Annotated in this window: 14 protein-coding genes; 8 read left to right on the top strand and 6 right to left on the bottom strand. The window is 69.3% G+C overall.

Annotation, left to right across the window (positions count from 1 at the left end; all coding sequences use genetic code 11):
- Window positions 1–40 precede the first annotated feature (40 nt).
- Window positions 41–1069, top strand: coding sequence for an AraC family transcriptional regulator (locus tag QXK92_RS07420; RefSeq protein WP_306241032.1), 1029 nt, complete (start codon window positions 41–43; stop codon window positions 1067–1069).
- 5 nt (window positions 1070–1074) lie between these two features.
- On the opposite strand, the gene QXK92_RS07415 is transcribed toward QXK92_RS07420, so the two are convergent.
- From QXK92_RS07415 to QXK92_RS07405, 3 genes are all read right to left on the bottom strand, one after another.
- Complete coding sequence (locus tag QXK92_RS07415; protein WP_306241031.1) at window positions 1075–2766, bottom strand: PE family protein; 1692 nt, start codon at window positions 2764–2766, stop codon at window positions 1075–1077.
- A 112-nt stretch (window positions 2767–2878) separates the two neighbouring features.
- A complete protein-coding gene (locus tag QXK92_RS07410) occupies window positions 2879–3841 on the bottom strand; it encodes an alpha/beta hydrolase (RefSeq protein WP_306241030.1) in 963 nt (320 codons plus the stop codon).
- 25 nt (window positions 3842–3866) lie between these two features.
- Complete coding sequence (locus tag QXK92_RS07405; protein ID WP_306241029.1) at window positions 3867–4832, bottom strand: alpha/beta hydrolase; 966 nt, start codon at window positions 4830–4832, stop codon at window positions 3867–3869.
- Here QXK92_RS07405 and QXK92_RS07400 point away from each other — a divergent pair.
- The 3 genes from QXK92_RS07400 to QXK92_RS07390 all read left to right on the top strand — a co-directional run bounded on the left by QXK92_RS07400 (window position 4831) and on the right by QXK92_RS07390 (window position 8277).
- Entirely contained in the window at window positions 4831–5556 is a 726-nt protein-coding gene (locus QXK92_RS07400; protein ID WP_306241028.1) for a lysoplasmalogenase, read from the top strand. The genes QXK92_RS07405 and QXK92_RS07400 overlap by 2 nt on opposite strands.
- 119 nt (window positions 5557–5675) lie before the next feature.
- A complete protein-coding gene (locus tag QXK92_RS07395; protein ID WP_306244255.1) occupies window positions 5676–7619 on the top strand; it encodes a primosomal protein N' in 1944 nt (647 codons plus the stop codon).
- Between the two features lie 178 nt (window positions 7620–7797).
- Window positions 7798–8277, top strand: coding sequence for a MarR family transcriptional regulator (locus QXK92_RS07390; RefSeq protein ID WP_306241027.1), 480 nt, complete (start codon window positions 7798–7800; stop codon window positions 8275–8277).
- Window positions 8278–8297: 20 nt separating this feature from the next.
- Here the strand turns inward: QXK92_RS07390 and QXK92_RS07385 are convergent, their stop codons facing one another.
- On the bottom strand, window positions 8298–9122 hold the full coding sequence (locus tag QXK92_RS07385) for a class I SAM-dependent methyltransferase (RefSeq protein WP_306241026.1): 825 nt from the start codon (window positions 9120–9122) through the stop codon (window positions 8298–8300).
- Between the two features lie 141 nt (window positions 9123–9263).
- Between QXK92_RS07385 and fmt the strand changes: the two genes are divergently transcribed.
- Genes fmt through ribD form a run of 4 tightly spaced genes read left to right on the top strand, consistent with a single transcriptional unit; the run spans window position 9264 to window position 13339 of the window.
- The gene (gene fmt, locus QXK92_RS07380) at window positions 9264–10196 is read left to right on the top strand and encodes a methionyl-tRNA formyltransferase (RefSeq protein WP_306241025.1); all 933 of its coding nucleotides are present in this window, start codon (window positions 9264–9266) and stop codon (window positions 10194–10196) included.
- A complete protein-coding gene (locus tag QXK92_RS07375) occupies window positions 10193–11605 on the top strand; it encodes an RsmB/NOP family class I SAM-dependent RNA methyltransferase (protein WP_306241024.1) in 1413 nt (470 codons plus the stop codon). Before fmt ends, QXK92_RS07375 begins: the two co-directional genes overlap by 4 nt.
- Before the next feature lie 4 nt (window positions 11606–11609).
- Window positions 11610–12311, top strand: coding sequence for a ribulose-phosphate 3-epimerase (rpe, locus tag QXK92_RS07370; protein ID WP_306244253.1), 702 nt, complete (start codon window positions 11610–11612; stop codon window positions 12309–12311).
- Window positions 12308–13339, top strand: a complete 1032-nt coding sequence (ribD, locus tag QXK92_RS07365) for a bifunctional diaminohydroxyphosphoribosylaminopyrimidine deaminase/5-amino-6-(5-phosphoribosylamino)uracil reductase RibD (protein ID WP_306241023.1) — start codon at window positions 12308–12310, stop codon at window positions 13337–13339. Before rpe ends, ribD begins: the two co-directional genes overlap by 4 nt.
- On the opposite strand, the gene QXK92_RS07360 is transcribed toward ribD, so the two are convergent.
- Both QXK92_RS07360 and QXK92_RS07355 read right to left on the bottom strand, forming a co-directional pair.
- The gene (locus tag QXK92_RS07360) at window positions 13320–14954 is read right to left on the bottom strand and encodes an MFS transporter (protein WP_306241022.1); all 1635 of its coding nucleotides are present in this window, start codon (window positions 14952–14954) and stop codon (window positions 13320–13322) included. The two genes, ribD and QXK92_RS07360, sit on opposite strands and share 20 nt — an antisense overlap.
- Before the next feature lie 5 nt (window positions 14955–14959).
- Window positions 14960–15679 (bottom strand): LppX_LprAFG lipoprotein, encoded by a 720-nt coding sequence (locus tag QXK92_RS07355; RefSeq protein WP_306241021.1) that lies wholly within the window; start codon window positions 15677–15679, stop codon window positions 14960–14962.
- Window positions 15680–15701 lie beyond the last annotated feature (22 nt).

Here is a 15701-nt window from a genome sequence, read left to right as displayed (position 1 = left end):
TAATGGGACTATGGGACACAGAGTTGGGATTTTGGGACACATGCAGCACTTGCCACCGCCGGCCGAGGTACGGCATCCGGTGTATCCGACCCGGGTGCTGTGCGAGGTCGCCCGCGAGCGGGGAGTCCCGACCGCCGACGTCCTGGCGGGCACGGCGATCGGCCCGGCGGACCTGGACGATCCCGACGCCGTGGTCAGTGGGCTGGATGAAATCACGGTGGTTCGCCGGGTGCTGAGCCGACTGCCCGACGCAACCGGCCTGGGCATCGACGTGGGGAGCCGGTTCACGCTTACCCACTTCGGCTTGTTCGGGTTCGCGGTGATGTCCTGCGGCACCCTGCGCGAACTACTCGGTATCGCGATGCGCTACTTCGCCCTGACCACCATGCATATCGGCATCACCTTCCTCGAAACCGCCGACGACTGCCTGATCGAACTGGACGCCAGCCACCTCCCTGACGATGTCCGCACCTTTTTCATCGAACGCGACATCGCCGGAATACTCACCACGACAATGAGCTTCGCGATATCGGTGGCCGAGAAATACGCGGAACAGGTGTCGGCCGAACTGGCCATCGACGAGGAACTGCTGCGTCCGCTGCTCGGGGTGATCCCCGTGCACGACGTCGCGTTCGGCCGCGCCCACAACCGGCTGCACTTCCCGCGCGCCATGTTCGACGAGCCACTGCCGCAGGCCGACCGGCACACCTTGGAGATGTGTATTGCGCAATGCGACGTGCTGATGCAGCGCAACGAGCAGCGACGCGGCATTACCGCATTGGTGCGCACCAAACTGTTTCGCGACTCCGGTTCATTCCCAACGCTTTCCGACATCGCCGCCGGGCTCGACATGCATCCGCGGACGCTGCGGCGCCGGCTGGCCGAGGAGGGCACGTCCTTTCGTGACCTGCTCAACGAGGCGCGCTCGGCGGTGGCGGTCGATTTGCTGTGCAATGTGGGGCTGACCGTCGACGAGGTGTCCAGGCGGCTGGGTTACACCGAAGTCTCGACCTTCTCGCACGCGTTCAAGCGCTGGTATGGCGTTGCGCCCAGCGGATATTCGCGCTGAATTGTTCAGCCCGGTGCGCCGGGCAGACCGGTGGCGCCGCCCGCGCCGAGCAGCAGGCCCCGAGTGCCGCCGTTGCCGGCGGTTCCGCCAGCTCCGGGGGCGCCACCCCCACCGGCAGCCCCACCGGACCCGCCGTTCCCGCCGTTGCCGCCAGTGCCCAGCAGTTTTGCGGCGCCGCCAGTTCCGCCCGGCCCACCGGCACCTCCGTCAGCGTTGAGGAATGCGCTGGCATCTCCTCCGGCACCCCCGGCGCCGCCTGCCCCACCAGCACCGATTAGGCCGGCGGATCCACCCGCGCCGCCTGCGCCGCCCTTGAGACCGGCAAAGGCAAGGGGCTCAAAGCCGCTGGTTCCGCCGGCACCGCCGACCCCACCGTTGCCGAACAGGTTGGCCGAACCGCCGACCCCGCCGATTCCGCCGAGGCCCCGTGAGCCCGTTCCATCTCCGGCGTTCCCACCAGACCCACCGTCTCCGAACTGCCCGGCGGTGCCACCCGCGCCGCCGTTTCCGCCGGCCCGAGGCCCGAAGCCGCCTGCGCCGCCAGCACCGCCATTGCCGAACAGCCGGGCTGCGCCGCCGGACCCGCCGGCACCGCCGGCACTGTAGTCCGTCTCGCCGCCAATTCCGCCGGCCCCTCCGTTGCCTCCCAGCAACCCGCCGATGCCCCCATTGCCGCCGCCGCCCGCGTCGCTGGACACGCCGGTTCCACCGGCGCCACCTGCCCCACCATCGCCGAGGAGGCCGACGGAACCACCCGCACCACCTGCGCCGCCGCCGCTACTGCCGCCGCCGACTTCGGTGCCGCCGTTGCCGCCGGCGCCACCGTGACCGACCAACTGAACCGCGCCGCCAGTGCCCCCCGCGCCGCCAGCGGCGGCGCCGAGCGAGCCGGCACCCCCGGTGCCGCCCGATCCGCCGGCGCCACCATTGCCGAAGAACGCCATACCACCCGCACCGCCAGCCGCACCGGCACCACCGAAACCGGCGTCGGGGCCGCCGCCGCCCGCACCGCCCGCCCCGCCGGCGCCCCCGTCACCGAACAAACCGGCCATGCCGCCGGCTCCTCCGAGTCCACCGGCACGACCGATACCGGTGGAGACGATGCCTGTACCGCCCGTCCCGCCGGCGCCGCCGTTGCCGTACAGCCACCCCCCATTGCCCCCGGTACCGCCCGCCGCCCCGGCGCCACCGACCCCGCCGGCGCCACCATTGCCGATCAGACCGGCAGACCCGCCCGGGCCGCCGGCCACCCCGCCAAACACTCCGGCCGCTCCGTTGCCGCCATTGCCGTACAGCAGCCCGCCCGCCCCGCCGGCCGCCCCGGGTGTGGCGCCGTCGGCGCCGTTGCCGATCAGCGGCCGACCGAGCAGCAACTGAGTGGGGGTGTTGATGGCGTTGAGCAGCGTCTGCTCGACGTTGGAGGCTTCGGCGGCCGCATAGGCGCCCGCACCGCCGGTCATCAACTCGACGAACTGGGCGTGGAAGGCCGATGCCTGCACGCTCAACGCTTGATACGCCTGCGCGTGACCGCCGAACATGGCCGCGATGAGCACGGACACCTCGTCGGCGCCAGCGGCCAGCACGGTGCTGGTGGGAAACGCTGCGGCGGCATTGGCCGCGCTGAGCGTCGACCCGATATTCGCCAGGTCCGAAGCTGCCGCAGCCACCCACTCCGGCGCAGCGATCACAAACGACATTGCGTACCTCCCGACAGGTAGCGTCAAGCCCGATCGGGATATCGTATTGTCACCACCGCGTTAGAGTGCCAATTCCGTGAAATGCGCGAAAGACATTGCCAGAGAGCGAATCTCAGGGGTACAAGGCCTTCTTCAGCGCGGCCAGGCCGCGGTTGGTCGCCTCGGCGGCCGCCGGCACCACCAGCCCGAAGCTGACGTAGCCGTGCACCATGTTCGGCTCGTTGACCAATTCCACCGGAACGCCTGCAGCGCTGAGCAATTCGGCATATAAGGCGCCGTCGTCACGCAACGGATCGTGATGGGCCGTGCCGATGAACGCCGGCGGCAGGCCGGCCAGCACGCCGTTGCCGGGAGCCAGGTTGGTTGGCAGCGTGGTGTGGTCGCTGACGTCGAGGTGCGGGACGTACCAGCTCAGGAATGCGTCGATCACGTCGTCGTCGAGGATGTGCGCGTTGGCGTTCTCGCTGAACGAGGGCAGCGTCCGATCGCCGATGCACGACGGGTACCACAGCAGTTGGAAGACCACCGACGGTCCGCCGTGGTCGCGGGCCAAGTGCGCCATGATCGCGGAAAGATTCCCGCCGGCCGAGTCGCCGGCCACGGCGATCCGGCTCGGGTCACCACCCAGCTCGGCGGCGTTCTCGCCGACCCAGCGCAGGGCGGCCCAACTGTCCTCGACTGCGGCCGGGTGCGGGTGCTCCGGGGCAAGCCGGTAGTCCACCGACACCACGATGGCCTCCGCGCCCACGGCATGGGCCCTCGCCACGTGGTCGTGGGTGTCCAGGTCGCCCAGTGCCCACCCGCCACCGTGATAGAAGACGACCACCGGCAGGTTGTCCACCGCTGCGGTGGGCGGCCAGTAGATCCGCACCGGGATGTCGGCGTGTTCGCCGTATCCCACCGTCCGGTCCTCGATGCGCAGGTCCGGCAGCAACTCGGGTGGCGCCTTCAGCGCGGCGAGCTGGGCGCGGGCCACTTCGACGCCGTCGGACGCCTTGAACGTCATCGGCACGGCATCGAGCAGCATCTTCAGCAGCGGATCGATCTCTGGTCGGGCATCGGTCGGCTCCGTCATGCAACTAGCGTATGCATGCGGGCAACTATCCATGTAGCGCAACGCGCAATGCGGACAGACCGCGCTCCATCGCTGCGGTGGCCGCGGGCACCACTCCGGCGTAGCCCACGTAGCCGTGCACCATCGTCTCCGCGTTGTGCACCTCGGTGGGCACGCCGGCGTTCGCCAGCAGCTCGCCGTACTTGATGCCGTCGTCGCGCAGCGGGTCGAAACCGGCGACGGCGATATAGGCGGCCGGCAGCCCCGACAAGTCGTCAGCCCGTCCCGGCGCCATGGCTGCCGGTGGGTTGGCCATGTCGACTTCGCCTGCGTACCAACGGGAGAAGTCGGAAATGGCCTTCGCGTCCAGGATCAGCGCGTCGGCATTCTCGGTGAACGACGGCAGCGACGAGTCCCACATGGTGGAGGGGTACCACAGCAATTGAAAGGTGATGGCCGGCGCGCCTTCGTCGCGGGCCCGCTGTGCCACCGCCGCGGCGATCGTGCCGCCCGCCGAATCCCCCGAGACGGCGATGCGGCTGGTGTCGGCGCCGATCTCAGCACCGAACTCGGCCACCCACCGCACCGCGGCCCAGGCATCCTCCACGGCGGCGGGGTAGGGGTGCTCGGGTGCCAGGCGGTAGTCGACGGACACCACAATGGCCTCGGCGCCGACGGCGTGCTGGCGTGAGGTGCCGTCGTGCGTGTCGAGGTCGCCCATCACGAAGCCGCCGCCGTGGAAGAACAAGACGACCGGTGCAACGGATTTCGTTGGTGGCCAATAGATTCGCACACCGATGGACCCAGTCGGTCCCGGGATCGCCCGGTCTTCGACGCGTAGCTCGGGATGAAGCGCCCGGCGCGGCAGGTCGCGCAGCCGCTGTCGCACCGCATCGATTCCGTCGTCGGTTGATAGCCGAAACGGAACCGCATCCAGTACCTTCAGCAGGATGGGATCGACTCCGGGTTTCTCATCATCCCGAGGTAATGCGGTGTTGTCGAAATTCGGCATGGAGGTACCGTACGCATCGCGTCTGATGGTCGGCGGCTGGGTGGCGGCCGGCTGGGCGGGGATCGCCTACGGCGTCTATCTGACGGTCATCGCACTGCGCGTGCCGCCCGGCAGCGAACTCACCGGACATTGGATCCTGCAGCCGCCGTTCAAGGCGTCGATGGCGCTGCTGCTGATGGTCGCCGCGTTCGCGCACCCCGTCGTCCGCGAGCGGCGCTGGCTGGTGCCGGCGTTGCTGTTCTCGGCCGGCGGTGACTGGCTGCTGGCGATCCCGTGGTGGACGCAGTCGTTCGTCCTCGGCCTTGGTTCATTCCTGTTGGCGCACATCTGTTTTCTCGGAGCGCTGGTACCCCACGCCGCTCCGACGCGGCCCCGCGTCGCCGCTGCCGCGCTGATGGTGGTGGCGTCGGCGTCGATGCTGATCTGGTTCTGGCCACACCTGGACGACGGCAAGGAAAACCTGGCTCTGCCCGTGACGGTCTACATCACCGTGTTGTCGGCAATGGTGTGCGCCGCGCTGCTGGCCAAGCTGCCCACCATCTGGACCGCCGTGGGCGCGGTGTGCTTCGCGGCATCGGATTCGATGATCGCGATCAGCCGATTCATCCTCGGCAACGAGGCATTGGCGGTGCCGATCTGGTGGTCGTACGCCGCCGCCGAGATCCTGATCACGGCCGGTTTCTTCTTCGGTCGTACCGACATTGCCGCGGCCGCCGACAGCTAGTTGTCGCTGCCTGTGGTTACGGTGGACCCACCGTGACGAGAAAAAGCCTGTCTGACAACATAACTCGGCATACCGCCGGCGCGGTCGCCGACGTGGAGCCGATCGCGCGGGTGCTGCCCATGCTGTCGGTGCCACACCTGGATCGCGAATTCGACTACCTGGTACCGCCGGAGCAGTCCGACGATGCCCAGCCCGGGGTGCGGGTCCGGGTGCGTTTCCACGGCCGGCTGGTCGACGCGTTCGTGCTGGAACGCCGCCACGACACCGACCATCAGGGCAGGCTTGGCTGGCTGGACCGGGTGGTATCGGCCGAGCCCGTTCTCACTCCGGAGATCCGCCGACTGGTCGAAGCGGTCGCCGCCCGCTATGCCGGCACCAGGCCGGACGTGCTGCGCCTGGCGGTGCCGGCCCGGCACGCCAGGGTCGAGAAGGAACTAGCCCCGATTCCGGCCCTGCCGGTGGTGCAGCCGGTGGACCCCGCCGGCTGGCAGGGCTACGGCCGGGGCGGTCAGTTCCTGGATGCGCTGGCGCAATCGCGGGCCGCTCGCGCGGTGTGGCAGGCGTTGCCGGGGGAGCGGTGGGCGGACCGGTTCGCCGAGGCGGCGGCCCAGACGGTCGCGGCCGGGCATTCGGTGCTGGCGATCGTGCCCGATCAGCGCGATCTGGACATGTTATGGCAGGCGGCCGTGGCATGGGTCGACGAGTCCAGCGTCGTGGCGTTGTCAGCCGGGCTCGGGCCCGCGGCCCGCTACCGGCGGTGGCTGGCCGCGCTCCGCGGCAGCGCACGCGTGGTGATCGGCACCCGTAGTGCGGTCTTTGCCCCGGTCACCGACCTCGGGCTGGTCATGGTCTGGTCCGACGCCGACGACAGCCTGGCCGAACCGCGGGCGCCCTACCCGCATGCCCGTGAGGTGGCGATGCTGCGCGCACACCAGGCCCGCTGCGCCGCGCTGATCGGCGGCTACTCCCGTACCGCGGAGGCGCAGGCGCTGGTGCGCAGCGGGTGGGCCCAGGATGTGGTCGCGCCACGGCCGGTGGTGCGCGCCCGTACGCCGCGAGTGGTGGCGCTCGACGACAGCGGATATGCCGAGGAGCGCGACCCGGCGGCGCACACGGCACGACTGCCCTCGATCGCGCTGCGCGCCGCCCGCTCCGCGCTGGAGGCAGGGGCGCCGGTGCTGGTCCAGGTGCCCCGGCGCGGATATGTGCCGTCGCTGGCGTGTGGGCGCTGCCGGACGATCGCACGCTGCCGGCACTGCACCGGTCCATTGGGGTTGACGGATCGCGGCGGCGCTGCGATGTGCCGGTGGTGCGGTCGGGTGGATCCGGCGGTGCGCTGCTCGAAATGCGGGTCCGACGCGGTACGTGCGGTGGTGGTCGGTGCCCGCCGCACCGCTGAGGAACTCGGCAGGGCGTTCCCGGGCACCCCCGTGGTGACCTCAGCGGCTGATGTCATCGTGCCTCAGGTTCCGGCACGTCCGGCCCTGGTCGTCGCCACGCCCGGCGCCGAACCGTGCGCCGCGGGTGGTTACGGGGCGGCGCTGCTGCTGGATACCTGGGCGCTGCTGGGCCGCCAGGACCTGCGCGCGGCCGAGGACGCGTTATGGCGATGGATGAACGCGGCCGCCCTGGTGCGGCCCCGCGGTGACGGCGGGGTGGTGACGGTGATCGCCGAGTCGGCGCTTCCGACGGTTCAGTCGCTGATTCGCTGGGATCCGGTGGGCCACGCCGATGCCGAACTCGCGGCGCGCGCCGAAGTGGGCCTACCGCCGAGTGTGCACATCGCCGCCTTGGACGGCACCGCCGAGGCGGTGGCCGCCCTGCTCGAGGAAGCGCGGCTGCCCGACCACGCGGAGTTGCTGGGCCCGGTGGACCTGCCGGCGGGCGCACGCCGCCCGGCGGGCATCGCGGCCGATGCCGCGGTCACCAGGATGCTGGTGCGGGTCCCGCGTGCGGACGGACTGCGACTGGCGGCGGCGCTGCGCGGCGCCGTCGGGGTGCTCAGTGCCCGGCAGACCAGTGAGCCGGTTCGGGTCCAGATCGATCCGCTGCACATCGGGTGACGGTGACGGGCGCCTCACAGACGTAGCTGGTCATCGGATCTCCTGCGGTTGTGGCGCCTGCCCCGGTCGCGAACGGATCCATAGGAAATTATATGGGCAAGCAACAATTAAGGTGTTCGATTGTAGGAGGCTGTTACAATTTCTGTGCTCTAGCTCGGCACCGGGGAAGGGGGCTTCGATGGCAACAGAGAACGCGACGACAGAGTCGCTGGACATGATCACCGACGCGTTGTTGACAGCGTCCAGGCTGTTAGTTGGGATTTCGGCGAATTCGATTGCGGCAGTAGACGACTCCATCACCATCCCGCAGTTCCGCACCTTGGTCATCCTGTCCAACCGCGGTCCGGTGAATCTGGCGACACTGGCGACTTCCCTGGGTGTGCAACCCTCGGCCACCGGCCGGATGGTCGACCGGCTGGTCAGCGCCGGCTTGATCGACCGCCTGCCACATCCGACGTCCCGCCGGGAGTTGCTCGCTTCGCTGACCAAGCGCGGTCGTGAAGTGGTCGCAAAGGTGACGGCAAACCGGCGGAGCGAGATCGCCCGCATCGTCGAGAAGATGCCGCCGGCGGAGCGGCACGGACTGGTCCGGGCGCTCACCGCGTTCACCGCCGCCGGCGGCGAACCCGACGCTCACGTCGACTTCAGCGAGCTGTAAGCGCCGGACCGCCGCGGCTCTCAGCGCTTGTGTGCGGTGAGCAGCAGGTACTCCCACTCCATCACGCCGTTCGTCAGGTACTCGTCGGCGAGTTCGACGAGCTGGGCGTCGAGTTCGGCTGCCAGCACCCGATTCCCACCGATGTTCTCGTACGCCTCGATCGTCGGGCCGTAGTTGTTCTTGAAGTAGTCGTGCACGTCGCGGGCGGTGTCGAACCGCGTCACCTCGAGCAGCCCGCGCCGCGTGTCGACGTCGGTGACGCGGTCGCCGAGCAGTCCGGTGATGTAGGCCTCACGCCCCCACAGCGCAGAGGGCGGCAGGTCCGACGACAGACTGGGCCGGTAGGGCCTGATGGTCGCCAGCATCCGGCCGAAGAAGCCCTCCTGTGTCCAGCTGATCAGCCCGATCGTTCCGTCCGGCCGGCACACCCGGACAAGCTCATCGGCGGCACACTGGTGATCCGGAGCGAACATCACCCCGATCGCGGAGATCACTGCGTCGAATGTGTTGTCGCCGAACGGAAGTGCCTGAGCGTTGGCCTCCTGGTAGTGCAGCTTCAGGCGCTCCGCGAACGCGCGCGTCTGGGAGCGCTGCAGCAGCTCCGGGGTGAGATCGGTCGACGTGACGGTGGCGCCCGTCCGGGCCGCGGGCAGCGAGATGTTGCCCGACCCGGCGGCGACGTCGAGCACCCGGACACCCGGTCCGATACCTGCGGCGGCCACCAGCAGGGGGCCCAGGGGTGCCATCACCTCTTCGGCCATCAGTGCGTAGTCGCCCAGCGCCCACATGGCCCGGTGGGTGGCCTCGAGTGTCTCGTAGGCGAGAACGGGGGTGTCAATTGTCATGCGTGGCTCCTTTGAGGGAGTAAAGACCCGGAATTTGTGTCGTACGGACACAGTATGCATAGGCAAGTTTGTAGATAGCTGTGATGTCGCTGGGTGACTGCGGGGCGCGTTGCCTGAGTCCGAAGTTCATAGACTGTGCCGGTGCGCCTCGTCTTCGCCGGTACCCCCGAACCCGCGTTGCCCGCCCTACGTCGGCTCATGGACTCGCCCCGACACGAGGTCATCGCGGTCCTGACCCGGCCCGATGCGGCGGCGGGGCGCCGCGGCACACCGCAACCGTCGCCGGTGGCGCGGGAGGCCCTCGACCGCGGGATCCCGGTGTTGCGGCCTGCGCGGCCGAACTCGCCGGAGTTCGTGGCCGAACTGGCGGAGCTGGCCCCGCAGTGTTGCGCGGTGGTGGCCTACGGCGCGCTGCTCGGCGTTCCGCTGCTGGCGGTTCCTCCGGACGGTTGGGTCAACCTGCACTTCTCGCTGCTGCCGGCCTGGCGAGGCGCCGCACCGGTACAGGCCGCGATCGCCGCGGGTGACACCGTCACCGGGGCCACCACCTTCCAGATCGAGCCGAGCCTGGACTCCGGGCCGGTGTATGGCACCGTCACCGAAACCATCCGGCCGACCGACACGGCCGGTGATCTGCTGGGGCGACTTGCGGTGTCCGGTGCGGAGCTCCTGGCGGCGACCATGGACGGTATCGAGGACCGGGCGTTGACCCCACGCCCGCAGCCCGCCGACGGGGTCAGCCTGGCGCCCAAGATCACCGTCGAGCAGGCCCGGGTGCGCTGGGACCTGCCTGCGCAGGTGGTCGAGCGGCGCATCCGGGCCGTCACACCGAACCCCGGGGCGTGGACCCTCATCGGTGACATGAGAGTGAAAGTTGGTCCGGTGCAAGTGGATTCGGAAGCTCCGCAGCCCCTGTCGCCGGGTGGCATACACATCGGCCGCAACCAGGTGTGGGTCGGCACGGCGTCCCAACCGGTGCGGCTCGGCCAGATCCAGCCTCCCGGGAAGAAGCCGATGAACGCCGCCGACTGGGCGCGAGGTGCCCGGCTCGCCCCTGAGATCCGGGCGTCATGACCCAGGACCGGCCCTACCACAAACGGCCCGACCGCAAACCGCAGAAGCCCCAGCAGCGACCGCGCCGGAAGCCGCTGGACCCCGCTCGCCGGGCCGCGTTCGATGCGCTGCGTGCGGTCCGGGAACGCAACGCCTACGCGAATCTGGTGCTGCCGGCGCTGCTGCGCGAACGCGGGATCACCGGCCGTGACGCCGCGTTCGCAACCGAACTCACCTACGGAACGTGCCGCAGCGCCGGGCTGCTGGACGCCGTGATCGGGGCCGCCGCCGGCCGTGCGCCGGACACGATCAGTCCGGTTCTGCTTGACCTGCTGCGGCTCGGGGCATATCAGCTGCTGCGCACCCGGGTCGATGCGCATGCCGCGGTATCGACCACCGTCGACCAGGCGGGTATCGAATTCGATTCGGCGCGAGCCGGTTTCGTCAACGGCGTGTTGCGCACCATCTCGGGCAGGGACGAGCAGTCCTGGGTGCAGGAATTGGCACCGCGCAACGACCCGGTCGGTCACTCGGCCTTCGTGCACGCTCACCCACGCTGGATCGCTCAGGCGTTCGCCGATGCGCTGGGAGCATCGGCCGCCGAGCTGGACGACGTGCTGGCCAGCGACGACGAACGACCCCTGGTGCATCTGGCGGCCCGCCCCGGGGTACTGTCGGCCGCCGATCTCGCCGAGACGGTGCACGGCACCGTCGGGCGGTACTCGCCCTACGCGGTATACCTGCCCGGAGGTGACCCCGGGCAGCTGGAGCCGGTACGCCAGGCGCAGGCGCTGGTGCAGGACGAGGGCAGCCAGTTGGTGGCGCGGGCGCTGACCCTGGTTCCGGTCGACGGCGACACCGGGCGCTGGCTGGATCTGTGCGCTGGCCCGGGCGGCAAGACCGCACTGCTGGCCGCCCTCGCCGCGCAACGGGGCGCGACGGTGACCGCGGTGGAACCCGCCGAGCATCGGGCGGATCTGGTCGTGGAGAACACCCGGGGCCTGCCCGTCGAGGTATTGCGGGCCGACGGTCGGGAGACGGGACTGGAACCGGTGTTCGACCGGGTATTGGTCGACGTGCCGTGCACCGGGCTGGGCGCGCTGCGACGCAGGCCCGAGGCACGCTGGCGACGACAGCCGTCGGACGTGCCCGCACTGGCCAGGTTGCAACGTGAACTGCTGGCCGCCGCGATCTCGCTCACCCGCCCGGGTGGGGTGGTGCTGTACGCGACGTGCTCTCCACACCTGGCCGAGACGGTGGGAGTGGTCGCCGACGCGCTGCGCCGGCACCCGGTGGCGGCGCTGGACACCCGGCCGCTGTTCGAACCGGTCGATGGGTTGGGTGAGGGTCCGTACGTGCAGTTGTGGCCGCACCGGCACGGCACGGACGCCATGTTCGCGGCTGCCCTGCGCCGGCTTCCGGAGGATTAGTAGTCTGTCGCACATGCCTGGTACGGGGGGTCCGCTGATAGCGCCGTCAATCCTGGCGGCTGACTTCGCTCGGCTTGCCGACGAAGCCGCCGCAGTGCACGGCGCCGACTGGCTGCACGTCGACGTGATGGACGCTCACTTCGTGCCCAACCTGACCATCGGTCTGCCGGTGGTGGAGAGCCTGCTGGCGGCCACCGACATTCCGATGGACTGCCATCTGATGATCGAGAACCCGGACCGCTGGGCACCGCCGTACGCCGAGGCCGGCGCTTACAACGTCACCTTCCACGCCGAGGCCACCGACAACCCGGTCGGCGTCGCCCGTGACATCCGCGCCGCCGGGGCCAAGGCCGGAATTAGCGTCAAGCCCGGCACCGCGTTGGAGCCGTACCTGGAAATCCTGCCCCAGTTCGACACCCTGCTGATCATGTCCGTCGAGCCCGGTTTCGGCGGGCAGAGCTTCATCCCGGAGGTGCTGAGCAAGGTGCGGACAGTGCGCAAGCTGGTCGACGCGGGGGAGCTGACGATCCTGGTCGAGATCGACGGCGGTATCAACGAGGACACCATCGAGCAGGCCGCCGAAGCCGGCGTCGACTGTTTCGTCGCCGGTTCGTCGGTGTACGGCGCGCAGGATCCGGCCGCCGCGGTGGCGGCGCTGCGCCGGCAGGCCAGCGCGGCGTCACGCCACCTGGGGAGCCGGTCATGACCGGACCGAACGTCCCCGAGCAGGTCAAAAGCATCGAAGAGGCCATGAAGCTGGCCATCGAGCACTCCTATCAGGTCAAGGGCACCACCTATCCGAATCCGCCGGTCGGGGCCGTGATCGTGGACCAGGAAGGCCGGGTCGTCGGCGTCGGCGCCACCCAGCCGGCCGGCGGCGACCACGCCGAGGTCATCGCGCTGCGCCGGGCCGGCGGTCTGGCCGCCGGTGGTATCGCGGTGATCACCATGGAGCCGTGCAACCACTACGGCAAGACACCGCCGTGCGTGAACGCACTCATCGAGGCGCGGGTGGGCACGGTGATCTACGCCCTCAACGACCCGAACGGCATTGCCGGTGGCGGGGCCGGGCGACTGACGGCGGCGGGGCTGCAGGTGCGGTCGGGCATCATGGCCGATCAGGTGGCCGCCGGTCCGCTACGGGAGTGGCTGTTCAAGCAGCGCACCGGTTTTCCGCATGTCACCTGGAAGTACGCGACCAGCATCGACGGGCGCAGCGCCGCGGCCGACGGATCGAGTCAGTGGATTTCCAGCGAGGCCGCGCGCGCAGATTTGCATCGGCGCCGCGCGATCGCGGACGCGATCATCGTCGGCACCGGCACCGTGCTGGCCGACAATCCGACCCTGACTGCGCGGTTGCCGGACGGTTCGTTGGCCCCGCAGCAACCGCTGCGGGTGGTGGTGGGCAGACGCGAGATCCCGCCGGAAGCCAATGTGCTCAACGACGATTCACGCACCATGGTGATCCGCACCCGTGAACCCATCGAGGTGCTCAGGGCGCTCGCGGACCGCACCGATGTGCTGTTGGAAGGCGGACCCACCCTGGCCGGGGCGTTCCTGCGGGCGGGTGCGATCAACCGGATCCTGGCCTATGTCGCGCCGATCCTGCTGGGCGGTCCGGTGACGGCCGTCGACGATGTCGGAGTGTCCAGCATGTCGCACGCGTTGCGCTGGCAGTTCGACAGCGTCGAGCAGGTCGGACCGGACCTGCTGCTCAGCCTGGTGGCTCGCTAGCGGGCTCCCGCACCGGCTGCGCCTCGACGGCCGGCCGCTCGTCCACGTCGTCCACGTCGTCGTCGGCGTGCTCATTGCGGCCGCCGATCAGCAGTCCCAGCAGCGCACCCACGACGCAGATCACCACGGTGACCTCGAAGATGTCGCCGTACATATCGGCGAACGCCTGCAGGTACTGCTTGCCCTGAATGCTGACGCGCTCCAACACGCTGGCGTCCGGAGGAATGGTCGCCGAGAGGTGAGCCAGGTTCTGGTTGAACCGGTAGAGCCCCCACGCGCTCAGTGCCGCGACGCCGATCAGCATGCCGGTCATGCGGGCCACCACCACGGCGGCTGAGGCGATACCGTGCTGGGCCGCGGGCACCACGCGCAGCGCCGCCGAGGACAGCGGTCCGATCACCAGACCGAGTCCCAGGCCTGCGACCAGCAGGTCGGTGTGTACGGCGGGCAGCATCAGCCCCAAGATGTCGTGCTTGCGCTGCATCAGGTCGCCGCGCCAGTGCGAGATCAGCCAGTAGCCGGCGCCCGCGATCAGCATCCCGACGAACGCCACGACCCGGTCGCCGGCCCGGGTGGCGATCCACCCGCCGAGTACCGCGCCGATCGGCAGCGCGATCAGGAACCACAACAGCAGGCCCGCCGCCTGGGTCTGGTCCATCTGCAGCACGCCCTGGCCGAACAACTCGACGTTCACCAGCGTCACCATCAGGGCCGCGCCGGCGCAGACCGACGTGCCCAGCGCAGACAGGAACGGACGGAAATGGACGCCGGCGGGCTCGATGAGCCGGGTACGGGCGAAACGCTCCCAGGCGAAGAACGCGACGGCGGCGACGACCGCCCCGATCACCAGCGGCAACCCGTAACTCGGCAGCACCTGCTTGCCGTCGGGGTTGGGGTTGTACAGACCGATCACGGCCAGACCCAGCGCGAGCGCCAGCAGCAGGCCGCCGGTGATGTCGATCTTCTCCGGCGAGTCGCTGCGGTCGTGCGAGGGCAGGCTGAAATGGATCATCACCATGGCGATCAGGGTCAACGGGACGTTGATCCAGAACACGTGGCGCCAGTCGTGGAACAGAAAGACGATGAAGATGCCGTACAGCGGGCCCAGCACGCTGCCCAGTTCCTGTGCCGCTCCGATGCCGCCGAGGACGCCGGCGCGGTTGCGCTCCGACCACAGGTCGGCACCCAGGGCCAGCGTCACCGGCAACAGGGCGCCGCTGGCGATGCCCTGAATGGTGCGGCCGACGATCAGCACGTGGAAAGCCCGGTTCGGATCCGGTGACAGCAGGATGTAGTCGCCGGCCTCGATGGTCCAGTTTCCGATCTGCACCGACAGCGCGGTCACCACCGAGCCGACAATGAACATCAGCAGACTGGCCTGCAGCACGAACTTGCGGCCGAACCGGTCAGAGGCCCGGCCCAGAAGCGGCATCGCGGCGATGTAACCCAGCAGGTACATCGTCACGATCCAGGTGATCCGCTGCAGCTGGTTCACCGGAATGCCGACGCTGTTCATGATGTCGCGCATGATCGTGACCACGACATAGGTGTCGAGGGCACCCAGCAGCACCGCGAGGCTGCCCGCACTGATTGCGATTCGACGTCCTGCCCGCATGGTCATCAGCTCAGCGGGGGCTTGGTGACCTGGACCTGCTGGCCCCAGTTCGACAGGGTCATCTGCACCCAGTTGCCGGTGCCGCGCTCCAATCGGGCCTGCACCAGCTGGTGATCACCGCCGTCTTGAACCCAGATCGTCGTCGGGACCGCCTCCGACGCGCTGAACGGCGGTGCGATCGCGTTCACCGCCTCGGCAGTGGTCTTCCCGGTGATCCGCACGGTGTTCAGGCCGTTGATGTTCTCGCGCCCATCGGCTTTCGCCTCGCTGAAGTTCGCCAGCACGTTGGCCACGCCCTTGTCCTGGCTCAGGATCTGCGAGGGGTCGTAGACGTCCGACGCCTTTCCGAAGTCGCTCCATTTGTTCGGGGTGAGCGTGGCGTACAGGATTCCGTCGATCACCACGAAGTCGGCGTCGATGTCCGATCCGGCGAACGTCAGCTTGACGTTGCCCTTGGCGGCGGTGGGCTCGGTGTTGAGGTCGCCGGTCAGGGTCTTGATAGACAGTCCCGGGATCTTGCCGTTGACCGTCAGAACGATGTGTGCGCTCTTGACGCCCTTGCTGGTTTGGGTGGCCTGGGTGACCAGAGTCTGGGTGGCTGCGGCGTCCGGAAGTGGCCCGCCGCTGTCTTTCTTTTTGATCGAGCACCCTGCGGCAAACGTGATCGCGACGACCAGCGCAGCCAGGACAGCCAGAAGGCGGCGGGATTTTTGCATACCCTGCATCGTAGAGGGTGCCCCCGACCCG

This window comes from Mycobacterium sp. TY815 (genome assembly GCF_030755135.1).
GTDB lineage: Bacteria > Actinomycetota > Actinomycetes > Mycobacteriales > Mycobacteriaceae > Mycobacterium.
This window is presented reverse-complemented; position numbering and strand designations above follow the sequence as displayed.